Annotated in this window: 11 protein-coding genes; 4 read left to right on the top strand and 7 right to left on the bottom strand. The window is 68.9% G+C overall.

Annotated features, from left to right (window positions below):
- Window positions 1-10: 10 nt before the first annotated feature.
- The 7 genes from ABIC29_RS02280 to ABIC29_RS02250 form a co-directional block, all read right to left on the bottom strand.
- Window positions 11-1,177, bottom strand: a complete 1,167-nt coding sequence (locus tag ABIC29_RS02280; protein WP_354242340.1) for a cystathionine gamma-synthase — start codon at window positions 1,175-1,177, stop codon at window positions 11-13.
- Between the two features lie 123 nt (window positions 1,178-1,300).
- Complete coding sequence (locus ABIC29_RS02275) at window positions 1,301-2,668, bottom strand: cystathionine beta-synthase (protein ID WP_116080661.1); 1,368 nt, start codon at window positions 2,666-2,668, stop codon at window positions 1,301-1,303.
- 131 nt (window positions 2,669-2,799) lie between these two features.
- Entirely contained in the window at window positions 2,800-4,275 is a 1,476-nt protein-coding gene (locus ABIC29_RS02270) for a sugar porter family MFS transporter (RefSeq protein WP_116080660.1), read from the bottom strand.
- Between the two features lie 47 nt (window positions 4,276-4,322).
- Window positions 4,323-6,257 (bottom strand): ABC transporter ATP-binding protein, encoded by a 1,935-nt coding sequence (locus ABIC29_RS02265; RefSeq protein ID WP_502915440.1) that lies wholly within the window; start codon window positions 6,255-6,257, stop codon window positions 4,323-4,325.
- Between the two features lie 227 nt (window positions 6,258-6,484).
- Window positions 6,485-7,483: a carbohydrate ABC transporter permease gene (locus tag ABIC29_RS02260; protein ID WP_116080659.1), complete on the bottom strand. Its 999-nt coding sequence runs from the start codon at window positions 7,481-7,483 to the stop codon at window positions 6,485-6,487.
- Window positions 7,480-8,448: a carbohydrate ABC transporter permease gene (locus tag ABIC29_RS02255; protein WP_116080658.1), complete on the bottom strand. Its 969-nt coding sequence runs from the start codon at window positions 8,446-8,448 to the stop codon at window positions 7,480-7,482. Before ABIC29_RS02255 ends, ABIC29_RS02260 begins: the two co-directional genes overlap by 4 nt.
- Window positions 8,449-8,576: 128 nt before the next feature.
- Window positions 8,577-9,935 (bottom strand): ABC transporter substrate-binding protein, encoded by a 1,359-nt coding sequence (locus ABIC29_RS02250; RefSeq protein ID WP_116080657.1) that lies wholly within the window; start codon window positions 9,933-9,935, stop codon window positions 8,577-8,579.
- Between the two features lie 262 nt (window positions 9,936-10,197).
- Here ABIC29_RS02250 and ABIC29_RS02245 point away from each other — a divergent pair, with 262 nt between their 5' ends.
- The 4 genes from ABIC29_RS02245 to ABIC29_RS02230 all read left to right on the top strand — a co-directional run bounded on the left by ABIC29_RS02245 (window position 10,198) and on the right by ABIC29_RS02230 (window position 15,005).
- Window positions 10,198-11,289 carry a LacI family DNA-binding transcriptional regulator gene (locus ABIC29_RS02245; RefSeq protein WP_354242334.1) on the top strand — a complete coding sequence of 364 codons (1,092 nt, stop codon included), beginning with the start codon at window positions 10,198-10,200 and terminating at the stop codon, window positions 11,287-11,289.
- Window positions 11,290-11,705: 416 nt separating this feature from the next.
- A complete protein-coding gene (locus ABIC29_RS02240) occupies window positions 11,706-12,635 on the top strand; it encodes a carbohydrate ABC transporter permease (protein WP_116080655.1) in 930 nt (309 codons plus the stop codon).
- A 46-nt stretch (window positions 12,636-12,681) separates the two neighbouring features.
- Window positions 12,682-13,557, top strand: a complete 876-nt coding sequence (locus ABIC29_RS02235) for a carbohydrate ABC transporter permease (protein ID WP_354244567.1) — start codon at window positions 12,682-12,684, stop codon at window positions 13,555-13,557.
- 110 nt (window positions 13,558-13,667) lie between these two features.
- Window positions 13,668-15,005, top strand: coding sequence for an ABC transporter substrate-binding protein (locus ABIC29_RS02230; protein WP_116080653.1), 1,338 nt, complete (start codon window positions 13,668-13,670; stop codon window positions 15,003-15,005).
- The last annotated feature ends 133 nt before the right edge of the window (window positions 15,006-15,138 follow it).

The following is a 15,138-nucleotide window of genomic DNA, read 5'->3' as shown; positions in this document are numbered from 1 at the left end:
GCGCGCAGCGCTACAGGCGGCCGAGCGCCTCGTCGATGTCGGCCAGCAGGTCGTTCGCGTCCTCGATGCCGACCGACAGGCGCACGATCGACTCGGCGACCTCGGCCTCGGTGCCGCGCACCGAGGCATGCGTCATCGCCCACGGGTGGTTCACGAGCGACTCGACGCCGCCCAACGACTCGGCGAGCTGGAACAGCGTCGTCGACTCCGCGAACCGACGGGCCGCCTCGCCGCCGCCGGCCAGATCGATCGAGAGCATGCCGCCGAAGCCCGACATCTGGCGTGCCGCGAGTTCGTGCCCCTCGTGCGATTCGAGGCCCGGGTAGTACACGCGTGCGATGCCGTCGTGCTCGGCGAGCCGCTCGGCGATGAGCTGGGCGGTGGCGCTGTGGCGCTCCATGCGGATGCCGAGGGTCTTGATGCCGCGTGTCGTGAGGAACGCGTCGAACGGGCCCGAGACGGCGCCAGCCGCGAACTGCGTGAACGTCACCTGCTCGGCGAGCTCCTCCTGCCCCGGGGCGAACACGAGCGCGCCGCCGACCACGTCGGAGTGGCCGCCGAGGTACTTCGTCGTCGAGTGCACCACGACCTGCGCGCCGAGCGCGATCGGCTGCTGCAGCGCCGGCGTCGCGAACGTGTTGTCGACCACGACGAGCGCGCCGGCCTCGGCGCCGAGGGCGGCGAGGGCGGCGATGTCGGTGATCTTCATGAGCGGGTTCGAGGGCGTCTCGATCCAGAGCACCTTCGTGGCCCCCGGCTCGATCGCCGCGCGCACCGCGTCGAGGTCGCCCAGGTCGACCGTGCTGTGCCGCACGCCCCAGGCGCCGTGCACCTTGCGGATGAGCCGGTGCGTGCCGCCGTACACGTCGTTGCCGACCACCACGTGGTCGCCCGGCGCGAGCACCGTGCGCAGCAGCGCGTCTTCGGCGGCGAGGCCCGAGGCGAACGAGAGGCCCCGGATGCCGCGCTCCAGCGCCGCGAGCTGGGTCTCGAGTGCGGTGCGGGTCGGGTTGCCGCCGCGCGAGTACTCGTAGCCCTCGCGCAGGCCGCCGATGCCGTCCTGCACGTAGGTCGAGGTGAGGTAGACGGGCGGGATCACCGCGCCCGTCGTGGGGTCGAACGCCTGGCCGGCGTGGATCGCGAGCGTGTCGAAGCCGGCGCGGTCGGAGATGTTCATCGTGACATCCGTTTCTGGTTCAAGTCTGCGTCTGGGGGTCTTCGGGGGCGAGGCCGGCGGGTGCGCGGCGTCGCCGGTGGCGGGTTCGCGGCATCCGTCGGTCGGTGCGGCGGATGCCGGCGGCTACGCCGAGAGGTAGGTGAGCAGGTCGGTGCGCGTGATGACGCCGAGCGCCTTGCCGCCGTCGGTCACGAGCATCGCCTGCGCGTCGGCGAACGCGGCGCGGGCGACGGAGACCGGCTCGTTGACGCCGATGAGCGGCAGCTGGTCGCCGACCACGCCCGCGACCTCGTCGGTGAGCTTCACCTTGCCGGTGAACACGAGGTCGAGCAGCACGTCCTCACTGATCGTGCCCTTCACCTCGCCGAGCACCACGGGCGGCTCGGCCGAGAGCACGAGCACCTGCGAGACGCCGGTCGTGGCCATCACGTCGATCGCCTCGCGCACGCTGTCGTTCGGGTGCACGTACACGAGCGGCGCCGTGCGGTCGGCCTTCGTGGCCAGCACGTCGGCGATCGTGTGGCCCTCTGGCGCATTCGAGAAGCCGTAGGCGCGCATCCACTTGTCGTTGAAGATCTTGCCGAGGTACCCGCGGCCGCCGTCGGGCAGCAGCACGACGAAGACGTCGTCGGGCGAGGCGTCCTTCGCCGCCCGGAGCGCGGCCGCGACCGCCATGCCGCTGGAGCCGCCGACGAGCAGCCCCTCCTCGCGGGCGAGCCGCCTCGTCATCTCGAACGCGTCGCGGTCGGAGACGGCGAGGACCTCGTGCGGCACCTCGGGGTCGAACGTCTCGGGCCACATGTCCTCGCCGACGCCCTCGACGAAGTAGGGCCGACCGGTGCCGCCCGAGTACACCGAGCCCTCGGGGTCGGCGCCGATCACGCGCACCCGGTCTCCCGACACCTCGCGAAGGTACCGGCCGGTGCCGGTGATCGTGCCGCCCGTGCCGATGCCGGCGACGAAGTGCGTGACGCGGCCCTCGGTGTCGGCCCAGATCTCGGGGCCCGTGGTCTCGTAGTGCGAGCGCGGACCGTTCGGATTCGCGAACTGGTTCGGCTTGTAGGCGCCCGGCGTCTCGCGCACGATGCGGTCGGAGACGCTGTAGTACGACTCGGGGCCGTCGGGCGCGACCGAGGTCGGCGTCACGACCACCTCGGCGCCGTAGGCCGTGAGCACGTTGCGCTTCTCCTCGCCGAACTTGTCGGGCACGACGAAGATGCAGCGGTAGCCGCGCTGCTGGGCGACGAGCGCGAGGCCCACGCCCGTGTTGCCCGAGGTCGGCTCGACGATCGTGCCGCCGGGCTTCAGCAGGCCGTCGCGCTCGGCCGCCTCGATCATGCGCGAGGCGATGCGGTCCTTGACCGACCCGCCGGGGTTCAGGTACTCGAGCTTCACGAGCACGGTCGCCTCGGTGGCGCCCTCGACCACGTGGTTGAGCTTCACGAGCGGCGTGTTGCCGACGAGGTCGACGATGGATGCTGCGTACTTCATTGGAGGGTTCTCCCCTGGGTGTCGTCATCGTGGTGCGCCGTGCGAGACCCGCTTGGCGGGCGCAGGGCGCGAGAGGTCATGGTCGGTCTGAGCGACGACAACAACAACACGTGAGCAGCACGAGAGACACCCTACCCTGCGGCCGCCTGGCTCGCTCGCCGACGTTTGTCGCGCGCCGTGCCCGCCGCGAACACGGCCTCGGAGTCCTCGAGCGCCATGCCCTTCGTCTCTGGCACCTTCCAGAGCACGAAGATGAACGAGAGCACCGCGAAGCCCGCGTACATGGAGTAGGTCCAGAACAGCGAGAACTCCGACAGCGCCGGGAACGAGACCGTGATGAGGAAGTTCGCGATCCACTGCGCCGCGGCCGCGAGGCCGAGTGCGCGTCCGCGGATGCTGTTCGGGAAGATCTCGCCGAGCAGCACCCACACGAGCGGCCCCCACGAGAAGCCGAACGCGACCACGAAGAGGTTCGCGGCGACGAGCGCGATCGGACCCCATGCGCCCGGAAGGCTCACCTCGCCGTCGACGGTCACCGAGTTCGCGAACGCGATCGCCATCGTGGCGAGCGTCACCGCCATGCCCGTGGAGCCGATGAGCAGCAGTGGGCGCCGGCCGACCTTGTCGACGAGGGCGATCGCGATGAAGGTCACCACGATGTTCGTCACCGACGTGAACACGCTGATCGTGAAGGAGTCGGACTCGTCGAACCCGACGGCCTTCCAGAGCGTCGTCGAGTAGTAGAAGATCACGTTGATGCCGACGAACTGCTGGAACACCGACAGCAGGATGCCGATCCACACGATGCCCTTGAGTCCCAGCACCGGACCGCGCAGCGTGCCCTGCGACTCGGCGACCTGGTCCTTGTGCAGGGATCCGGTGATGTCGGCGACGGCCTTCGCCGGGTCGGGGGTGCCGATGCGCTCGAGCACCTCCTCGGCCTGCTTCTCGCGACCGGCCTTGACCAGGTAGCGCGGCGACTCGGGCAGCAGCAGGGCGATCACGCCGTAGACGATCGACGGCACCGCGCACGCGATGAACATCCACCGCCACGCCTCGAGGCCGAACCAGAACGGCTGGTCGGCGCCGCCCGCCGCCGCCGCGAACAGCGAGTCGGAGAGCAGGGCTGCGAAGATGCCGAAGACGATCGCGAGCTGCTGCAGGGACGCGAGCCGGCCGCGGATCGCGCTCGGAGAGATCTCGGCGATGTAGGCGGGCGCCACGACCGACGCGATGCCGATGCCGACGCCGCCGAGTACGCGCCAGATGATCAGGTCGACGACGCCGAAGGCGAAACCGGCACCGAGCGAGGAGACGAGGAAGAGCACGGCGCCGATGATCATCACCGGGATGCGGCCGAAGCGGTCGGCCAGGCGGCCGGCGAGCTCGGCACCGAGCGCGCAACCCAGCAGCGCGCTCGCGACCGCGAACCCGGTCACCGCCGCGGAGAGCGCGAACTCGTCTTGGATGGCGTCGACCGCGCCGTTGACCACCGAGGAGTCGAACCCGAAGAGGAATCCGCCGACCGCGCCCGCCGCGGCGAGCCCGATGACCTTCCGGTTCACGCCCTTCGGCAACTGCTGCGCATCGCTCTTGGCATTGCTCATCGGATCCCCCTCGCCCTCATCGGCGTTCCCCGGCCGTCCTGCCGAGCCTACCGCCAACCCTGGCTCGTGGGCACGTGCTCCTGCTGCCGGTAGAGCGACGCGTAGACGCTGTCGACCGCGACGAGCTCGGCGTGCGTGCCGCGCTCGACGATGCGCCCGGCGACCACGACGAAGATGACGTCGGCCGCGACGACCGTCGAGAGCCGGTGCGCGATCGCGATCGTCGTGCGCCCCTTCGCGGCGTCGTCGAGCGCCTGCTGCACGACGCGTTCGGAGATCGTGTCGAGCGCGCTCGTCGCCTCGTCGAGCACGAGCACCGGCGGGTCCTTCAGCAGCACGCGCGCGATCGCGATGCGCTGCTTCTCGCCGCCCGAGAGGCGATAGCCGCGCTCCCCGACCGTCGTGTCGTAGCCGTCGGGGAACGACACGATCGTCTCGTGGATGTTCGCCGCGCGCGCCGCCGCCTCGAGCTCGGCATCCGTCGCATCGGGCTTCGCGTACCGCAGGTTCTCGGCGATCGTCGCGTGGAACAGGTACGTCTCCTGGCTCACGATGCCGATGCTGTCGACGAGGGACCCGTGCCGGAGCTCGCGCACGTCGTCGCCCGCGAAGCGCACCGTGCCGCCCGAGGCCTCGTAGAGCCGAGGCACGAGATAGGACACCGTCGTCTTGCCGGCGCCCGACGGGCCCACGAACGCCGCGTACTGGCCCGGCTCGATCGCGAAGCTCACGCCGTCGAGCGTCGGCGTCGCATCGTCGGTCGCATCGGGGTACCGGAAGGTCACGTCGTCGAATTCCACCCGCCCGAGCTGGGGGCCGGATGCCACGTCGCGCGCGTTCGGGGCATCCGTGATCGCCGGGCGCAGGTCGAGGTACTCGAAGATGCGCGCGAACAGGGCGCTCGAGGTCTGCAGGTCGAGCGAGACCCGCATGAGGGCCATGAGCGGGAACAGGAGCCGCGCCTGCACGGTCGTGAACGCCACGATCGTGCCCGCCGTGACATCCGGCGCACCGTTCGCGATCAGCATGCCCGCGACGAGGTAGACGATCGCGGGGATCGAGGACATGAAGATGTTCACCATCGCGAAGAACCACTGGCCGGTCATCTGCTGGCGCACCTGCAGGCCGATCTGGTTGCGGTTCTCGTCGGCGTAGCGGTCGATCTCGTTCTGCTGCCGCGTGAACGACTTCGAGAGGAGGATGCCCGAGACGCTCAGCGTCTCCTGCGTGATCGCGGTCATCTCCGACAGCGACTCCTGGGTCTGGCCGGCGATGCGGGCCCGCACCTTGCCCACCCGGCGCTGCGCGATGACCATGAACGGCATGAGCACGAGCGCGACGAGGGTGAGCTGCCAGTTGAGCAGCCACATCGCGATGAACGCGGAGATCACCGTGACCGTGTTGCCGAGCACGCTCGAGACCGTGTTCGTGAGCACGGATGCCACGCCGCCGACGTCGTTCTGCAGGCGCGACTGGATGACGCCGGTCTTCGTGCGCGTGAAGAAGCTGAGCTCCATCGACTGCAGGTGCGTGAACATGCGCACGCGCAGCGCACCCATCACCTTGTTGCCGATGGTCGAGGTGAGCCACGTCTGCCAGACCGCGAGGAGCGCCGAGACGAGGTAGACGGCGATCATGGCGCCGACGGTCCAGGCCAGCACCGCGAGGTTCGGGGCGGTCACCTGGCCGGGTTCGGCGGGGTCGACCGGGAAGAGCCCGTCGTCGAATGCGCGCTGCGTGAGCAGCGGCGGGATCACGCTGAGCGCCGCGGCCACCAGCACGAGCACCACGGTGAGCGCCAGCGCCGCGCGGTGCGGGGCGAACAGCTCGGCGATGCGGCCGAGGAGGTTCGGGATCACGGGTGCATCGGCGTTCGCGGCGCGCTGCGCGGACTCGTCGGCGGCCGAGATGCGGGTCCGCGGCTTGCCGAACCTGCCCGTCTGTGCGCCCGGAGGCCCGTCACCCGCTCCGTGCATGCTCATGGGCCAACCCTACGTCCGCCCTGGGGCCCTCCGGCCGCTGCGCGCGAGCCTCCACCGCTTCGGGTCGTCCATCTTTTCAGGACCACATCGCTCATGGACGCAATATGCAGCCATCGGCGCTGTGGTCCTGAAAAGGTACGGGCGTCGGCGTGCGTCGGCTCGGACGGCGAGCGGATGCCGCGAGCTCCCGCCCGCGGCATCCGTCTCCCCCTGCCCCCGGTGTCGGACTACCCCTTCGTCGACCCCGCGAGAAGCCCTCGGACGAAGTACCGCTGCAGGCTGAAGAACACGATCAGCGGAATGATGATCGAGATGAAGGCGGCCGCCGTCAGCAACTGCCAGTCCTGCCCTCTCGTGCCGGTGAGCTCCGCCAATCGTTGGGTGAGTGGCGCGACGTCCTGCGTGCCGCCGGAGAAGATCAGGGCGACGAGCAGGTCGTTCCACACCCAGATGAACTGGAAGATCGCGAACGACGCGATCGCCGGAACCGAGAGCGGGAGCACGATGCGGAAGAAGATCTGCCCGTGCGTCGCGCCGTCGACCCTCGCGGCCTCGATCACGTCGGCCGGGATCTCCGAGATGAAGTTGTGCAGCAGGAAGATCGCGAGCGGCAACCCGAAGATCGAGTGCGCGACCCACAGCGGCAGGTAGTTCTGCTCCGGGATGATCGGCACGATGTCGTGCAGCCACGCCTGCATCGGCCGCAGCACGGTCGAGAAGATCTGCAGCAGCGGCACGAGGGCCATCTGCAGCGGGATGATCTGCAGCGCGAAGATGACGACGAACAGCACGCCGACGCCGCGGAACCGCATCCAGGCGAACGCGTAGGCCGCCATCGACGCGAACACGAGCGGGATGATCGTCGCGAGCAGCGCGATCGCGATCGAGTTCACGATGTAGGAGCCGAGCTGCGGCGATGACGACGACGTCGACAGCAGCACGTCCTGGTAGTTCTCGAGCGTGAAGCCGGGGTTGGTGAAGATGGTCCACCAGCCCGTGGTGCGGATCAGTTCGGCGGGCCGGAACGACGAGATGAACAGGCCGAAGGTCGGGATCGTCCAGAGCAGCGCGATGATGAGCGACGCGATGGTCGCGGTGCGCGAGGTGAGCCGCTTCTTGACCCGGATGGTCTTCGGCTCCTGGTACCCCGAAGCCTCGGCGTCGGCGGTCGCGTCGAGCGCTCCTCGGTTCTTGCCGACCGGCAGGTCGGGCGGGGCGATGCTCATCGGATCTCCCTCTGCTTGCGGAGCACGTTGACGTTGTAGATGACGATCGGCAGCACCATGACGAAGAGGATGAGCGCGAGGGCGGAACCTCGGCCGATCTCGCTCGCCCGGAACGCCTGCGTGTACATCTCGTTGGCCACGATGCTCGTGTTGAAGTTTCCGGCGGTCATCGTGCGCACGATGTCGAACACCTTGAGCGTCGCGATCGAGATCGTCGTGAGCACGACCACGAGCGAACCGCGGATGCCGGGCACGATCACGTTCGTGAACCGCTGCCACCCGTTGGTGCCGTCGAGCTGTGCCGCCTCGAGCTGCTCGGTCGCGATGCCCTTGATGGCCGCGCTCAGCACGACCATCGCGAAGCCGGTCTGCACCCAGATCATGACGACGATGAGCAGGATCGTGTTGATCGGGTCGGTCTGCAGCCACTGCACCGGTTCGCCGCCGAATGCGACGACGATCGCGTTGAGGAGGCCGATCTGCTCGCGGTCGCCCGAGCGGTACTCGTAGACGAACTTCCAGATGACGCTCGCGCCGACGAACGAGATCGCGATCGGCATGAACAGGATCGCCTTGTAGAACTTCTCGCCGCGGGAGCGGTCGATGAAGACCGCGTACGCGAGCCCGACCGCGGTCGCGAACGTGGGCACGAGCAGCACCCAGATGACCGTGTTGATGAGCGTGCGGATGGCGGCGGGCTGGGTGAACGCCCAGATGAAGTTGTCGAACGTCCATTCGCCCGAGTTGGTCTGGAACGCGAGGAAGCTCGTGCGGATCGCCGGATAGATCAGGCCGACCGACACGAGGATCACGGCCGGCGCGAGGAACCCCACCAGCTGCCAGTAGTCGCGGCCCTTCTTGGGCGCCTTGTCGATGAAGAAGATGAGGAGGCCGACGATCGCCGCGAACACGACGAGCCCCATCACCACCTGCAGGATCTTGCCGAGGAGATCGGCCGTGGTCATCGCGCCTCCCGAATTCTTCGTTGAAATTCAGTCACTGAAGGTGGGTTCGCCGAGGGGTGGGGCTCTTCGAACCCCACCCCTCGACTATGCCGTACACCCGGCCTGCGCCGGGCGCGACACGGGGTCGATCAGCTAGTCGGCCACGTGGACTCGATGGTGTCGAGCACCTGCGTGGTGCTCTCGCCGCCGACCCACGAGACGATGCCCTTCCAGAAGGAGTCGGCGCCGACGGCACCGGGCATCAGGTCGGACCCGTCGAAGCGGAACGTGGTCTCGGGATCCTGGAGGATCTCGATCGACTGCGACAGCAGCTCGCTCGACGCGTTCTCCGGGTCGACGCCCTTGTTCGCGCTGATGACGCCGCCCAGGCTCACCCGGTTGTTGGCCCACAGGTCGCTGGAGAGGTAGGCGCGGAACGCCTCGACCTCTTCGGCGTCGCGGAACGCGACCGGGAACTCGCCGCCACCGGTGACCGACAGCGGGTCGTCGGCGTTGGCGGGCGGGAGCAGGAAGCCGAACACGTCGCCGTCGGACGCGACCTTCACGTCGTCGCCGCCGTCGGGGTTCCAGAACGTCTCGTAGAACGAGGCCTGGTGGTGCAGCGAGCACTCGCCGTCGAGGATCGGCAGACCCGCGGTCTGGAACGCCTCGGTGACCTGCGTGGACACGTCGCCGATGCCGCCGTTGACCATGTCCTCGTTCTTGAGGTAGCCGCCGACCGCGTCGAACGCCGCCGCGACCTGGGGGTCGTTGAACGGGATCTCGTGCTTGACCCACTGGTCGTAGGCGTCGGCGCCGTTCAGGCGCAGCATGTAGTCCTCGACCCAGTCGGTGCCGGGCCAGCCGGTCGCCTCACCGGATTCGAGGCCGACGCACCACGGCTTGTGGTCGCCTTCGGCGGCGATCGTCTCGGAGAGCGTGGTGAGCTCGTCGAGGGTCTTCGGGATCTCGTAGCCCTTCTCCTCGAACTCGGCAGGCGAGTACCAGACGTAGCCCTTGATGCTGGCCATGAGCGGTGCCGCGTAGAACGTGTCGTCGTAGGTGCCGTACTGCTTCCAGTCCTCGGACCAGAACTCGTCGACGTTGTCCTCGACCGGCTGCGACGCCGGGATCAGCCAACCGCCCTCTGCGAGACGCGCGAGCAGGCCGGGCTGCGGCACGATGCCGACGTCGGGCGCGTTGCCGCCCTCGGCGAGCACGGCGATCTGGGCCTCGAACTCGCTGGAGCCCTGGTACTCGACCGAGATGCCCGTGCACTGTTCGAAGTCGGCCCACGACTCGTTGAGGCGGTCTGCCTCGAGGTCGAGGATGGTGCCCGCGACCGTGACCTCGGCGCCGTCGAAGGTGCCGTAGGACTCGTAGTCGGCGCAATCGACGTCTGCGGCGTCTTCTTCTGCGATGTCACCGGTGCAGGCCGTAAGCGTGAGGCCGAGTGCTGCGGCCGCCACGAGCGACGCCGTCAGCCGGCGATGCCCTCTGAGTCTCATGTCTTCTCCTCGTTGAGTAGCGAATGTGGTGCAGGGGCGGACCCGGAACCGGTTCCATCGTCAACGGTAGGGGACGTGTGCGAGACGGCACAACCCATGCGCCATCACGATCCGGCCACATGATGGCCTCCCCGCCATGCGCAGATGAGAACGCTCTCTCGCCGGATCCGCCCCAGCCGGGCGTCCGGCCGGAACCGGTTCCACCTTTGGGCCCGCGAGCACTAGCATCGGGAACGGATGCTGCCCGACGAAGGGAGGCGCGATGCCCGCCATCAGCGATGTCGCGCGACTCGCGGGCGTCTCGAAGGCCACCGCCTCGCGTGCGCTGTCGGGCCGCGGTCACGTCGCGGAGCAGACCCGCCTGCGGGTCGTGCAGGCGGCGTCCGAGATCGGGTACATCGCCTCGCCGGATGCCGCGAGCCTCGTCACCGGCCGCACGAAGAACGTGGGCGTGGTGATCCCGTTCGTGAACAGCTGGTTCTTCGGCGAGATGCTCGAGGGCATCGAGCGCACCCTGCTCGGCGCCGGCTACGACCTCACGCTCTACAACCTGCCCGTGTCCGGACCGGCTCGCGCACGGGTGTTCGACTTCTTCCTCGCCCGCAAGCGGGTCGACGCCGTCATCGTGATCGCCGTCGACCTGACCGAGCACGAGGTGCGGGGCCTCGAACGGCGCGAGAAGCCGATCGTGTGCGTCGGCGGCAGCGGCGACGCGACGGCCCGTCTCTCGATCGACGACCGCGCCGTCGGCCTGCTCGCGACCGAGCACCTGCTGCACCTCGGCCACACGCGCATCGCCCACCTCGCGGGCATCGGCGCGACGCGGCATCCGTCGGGCGTTCCCGGCCTCCGTGCCGCCGGGTTCCGGGACGCCGTCGACGCGGCCGAGGCGGCGGGCGCGACCGGTGTCGGCGGGGGCCGCTCCCCCTCCGGGGCGATCGGTTCCGGGGCCATCGGTTCCGGCCCGATCGAGGCCATCGTGGTCGAGACGGAGATGAGCATGCCCGGCGGGTTCGAGGCGGGCCTCCAGCTGCTCGGACATCCGGCGCATCGCCCGACGGCCGTGTTCGCGGCGACCGACGAGATCGCGTTCGGCGTGATCCGCGCGGCCGAGCGGCTCGGCCTCTCGATCCCCAGGGACCTCTCGGTGATCGGCGTGGACGATCACGAGCACGCCGCGCTCTTCGATCTCACGACGATCGCGCAGACGCCGGCGGAGCAGGGCAGGCTCGCGGTCGAGGTGGCCCTGCGGATGCTCGGCGACGCCGCGCTGCCAGATCCACTGCCGGACTCGGGCGCCCCGTTGGCCACCCGGCTCGTGGTGCGCGGGAGCACGGCGCGCGCGACCGCCTGAGCGCCCGCGCGCCCGCCCGAGTGCCGCCGAGTCCCACCCGGACGCCGTCCGACCCGCACCAGGGGCGCCCGGCCGTGCGCACCCGGCGCGGCCGGCCGACGACGCGCGAGCGCCCCCGGACCGAACGCAGGCGCACGCCCGCGGGACTCGTGCACGCAGCCGTGAGCGCCTCGGAGGCCGGCGTCGTCGGCGCGAGGGCGGCGTCCGATAAAGCGCTTTCTCGGATTCGACCAGACCCCGGATGGGTTTCTTGGGAAAGCGCTTGCGAATGCCCTGAAATCTGGTGTAGAAACGTCTCGAGGCGCTGAGATAGCGCTTTCTGAGAAGTGATCGACGTCGATGACTGGAGACACCGTGGTTTCCCCAACCAGACCCGGCGCCCGCGATGCGGGCGACGGCGCACCCGAGGCAGCTCGATGAGCGCGCTCGGCGAACTCCGCCGCGTGAAGGGCCAGCCCGTGGCGCGGCAGCGCAAGCAGAACAAGGCCGCGTTCCTGTTCCTCCTGCCGTGGTTCATCGGGCTCGCGCTCATCACGGTCGGGCCGATGGTCGCGTCGTTCGCGCTGTCGTTCACGAGGTACAACCTGCTGAGCCCGCCGCGGTTCAACGGCATCGACAACTACGTCCGCATGTTCGAGGACGAGCGGCTGCACAAGGCCCTCGCCGTCACCTTCCAGTACGTGCTCATCTCGGTGCCGCTGCAACTCGGACTCGCGCTCCTCCTCGCGATCGTGCTCGACCGCGGGCTCAGAGGCCTCTCGCTGTACCGATCGGCCTTCTACCTGCCGTCGCTGCTCGGCGCGAGCGTCGCGATCGCGATCCTGTGGCGCCAGCTCTTCGGCGTCGACGGCCTCGTCAACGTCGTGCTCGGCTGGTTCGGCATCGAGGGACAGGGGTGGATCTCCAACCCCGAGACCGCGCTCGGCACCCTCATGATCCTCAACGTGTGGACCTTCGGCGCACCGATGGTGATCTTCCTCGCCGGGCTCCGGCAGATCCCGGTCATGTACTACGAGGCGGCATCCGTCGACGGCGCGAACCGTCGGCAGCAGTTCCGGCACATCACGCTGCCGATGCTCACGCCGATCATCTTCTTCAACCTGATCCTGCAGCTCATCGGGGCGTTCCAGTCGTTCACCCAGGCGTTCGTCGTCTCGGGCGGAACGGGCGGCCCGGTGGACTCGACGCTGTTCTACACGCTGTACCTCTACCAGCAGGGCTTCGCGAACCTCAACATGGGGTACGCATCCGCCATGGCCTGGCTGCTCCTGGTGATCGTCGCCGGGATGACCGTGCTCAATTTCTGGGCCTCGAAGTATTGGGTGTTCTACGATGACCAAGACTGACCCCTCGACCGACCTCGCGCCGCTGACCGAATCGGTCGTCACCGGGATGACAGCCGAGCGCGTCCGCGAACAGCGCCGCCGCCGCAACGCGTTCCGCAAGCCGGTCACGAGCATCCTGCGCCACGCGTTCCTCATCGTGGCGGCCGCGCTGATGCTCTACCCCGTGATCTGGATGGTCGTCAGCTCGTTCCGGCCCACCGACCTGATCTTCCGCGAGGCGGGACTCGTCTTCGACAGCTTCGAGATCTCGAACTACGTCGACGGCTGGAACGCCCTGACGTACCCGTTCAACGTGTACCTGCTGAACTCGGGACTCGTGGTGATCGGCTCGATCATCGGCAACCTCGTCTCCTGCTCGCTCGCGGCCTACGCCTTCGCGCGGCTCGAGTTCACGGGCAAGAAGTTCTGGTTCGCGATCATGCTGCTGAGCATCATGCTCCCGATCCACGTGATCATCGTGCCGCAGTACGTGCTGTTCTCGCAGCTCGGCTGGGTGAACACCTTCCTGCCGCTCATCGTGCCGAAACTGCTCGCGACCGATGCGTTCTTCATCTTCCTGATGGTGCAGTTCATCCGCGGCATCCCGCGCGAACTCGATGAGGCCGCGCGCATCGACGGGGCGGGACATCCGCGCATCTTCCTGCAGATCATCCTCCCGCTCATGGTGCCCGCCCTCGCGACCACCACGATCTTCACGTTCATCTGGACGTGGAACGACTTCTTCAGCCAGCTGATCTTCCTCACCAAGCCGAGCCTGTACACCGTGCCGCTCGCGCTCAACGCATTCCAGGACGCGCAGAGCTCGACCGACTTCGGCGAACTGTTCGCGATGAGCGTGGTCTCGCTCATCCCGATCTTCCTGATCTTCCTCTTCGGCCAGCGATTCCTCATCAAGGGCATCGCGACGACGGGGATCAAGTGACCGGCCCCTCCGGTCGCACCACCACCATCAGCACCATCAGCTCCACCGGCAGCACCAGCACCACGCTCACCTCCCGAGCAACCCAAGACAGCACCAGGAAGGAACCGACCATGCGAGGCATCACACGACGCCGTGCCGGGTTCGTCGCAGCCATCGGCGCCGCGACGCTCGTCCTCACGGCGTGCGCCGGCAATGACGCCGGCGGCGGCGAAGCCGCAGCCCCGGAACTGACGCTCAGCGACGAGCCCGTCACCCTCTCCTTCACGTGGTGGGGCAACGACACCCGCCACGCGATCACCGAGGAGCTCATCGCGGCCTTCGAGGCCGAGCACCCCAACATCACGATCGAGCCGCAGTACACCGACTGGGCCGGGTACTGGGACAAGCTCTCGACGTCGGTCGCCGCCGGCGACATCCCCGACATCATCCAGATGGACGAGAAGCAGCTCTCGACCTACGCGGCCAACGGCGTGCTCGCCGACCTGGGCGGACTCTCCTCGATCCTCTCGACCGAGGACTTCCCGGCGGCCGTCCTCGGAACCGGAGCCCTCGACGGCACCCAGTACGGCGTGCCGGTCGGCATCAACTCGTACACGATCATGGCCAACAAGGACCTGCTCGACCAGTACGACATCGACCTGCCGGACGACAAGACCTGGACCTGGGACGAGTTCATCGCCACCGCCGAGGAGGTCGCCCAGGCTTCGGGCGGCGCCACGGTCGGCACCCAGTCGTGGGGCTTCGAGGACGGCGGCCTGAACAACTGGCTCCGCCAGCAGGGCGAATCCCTCTACTCCGCCGATGGTGAGGTCGCCGCCTCCGAGGAGGCGCTCGCGAGCTGGTGGCAGTTGCTGCTCGACGCGACCGAGGCGGGCGCCACGCCCGACCCCGCCGCGACGATCGAGCGCGAGTCCGGCGGCCTCGCCGAGTCGTTCACCGCGACCAACGCCTCGGCGTTCGGCCCCTGGTGGTCGAACCAGGTGCAGGCGCTGCGCGACGCGAGCGGTCAGGACCTCGTCGCCCTCCGCGTCCCCTCCGACGCGAAGGCGCCCGAAGGCTGGGCCTACTACAAGCCGTCGATGTTCTGGTCGGCGTCGGCAAAGTCCGAGCACCAGGCCGAGGTCGCCACGTTCCTCGACTTCCTCGCCAACAGTGAGGAGGCCGCCGACCTGCTGCTCGCCGAGCGCGGCGTCCCCGCGAACGAGACGATCCGCGAGTACATCACGCCGAAGCTCGACGAGGTCAACCAGACCGTCGTCGGGTTCCTCGACGACCTCGCCCCCGAGGTCGGAGACGCGCCGCCGGCGACGCCCCCGGGCGGTGGCGCGATCGAGGCGATCATCGACCAGCACACGCAGAAGGTGCTCTTCGGGGAGCTCACGCCCGAAGCCGCCGCGCAGTCGTTCATCGAGGAGCTCCAGCGGGCCCTCGACGACGCCGCGATCTGATCCGGCGGGCTCGCCCGCAGCACAGACGCGGGCGGGTCGCGGACGGAACTCCCGCGACCCGCCCCACCCCGACGGCCCTCCCGGACCGTCAGTCCCCGAAAGGGAGCGGTCGCCGCGACCTGCCTGCCGCGGC

It is taken from the genome of Agromyces sp. PvR057, assembly GCF_040547485.1.
Classification (GTDB): domain Bacteria; phylum Actinomycetota; class Actinomycetes; order Actinomycetales; family Microbacteriaceae; genus Agromyces.
This window is presented reverse-complemented; position numbering and strand designations above follow the sequence as displayed.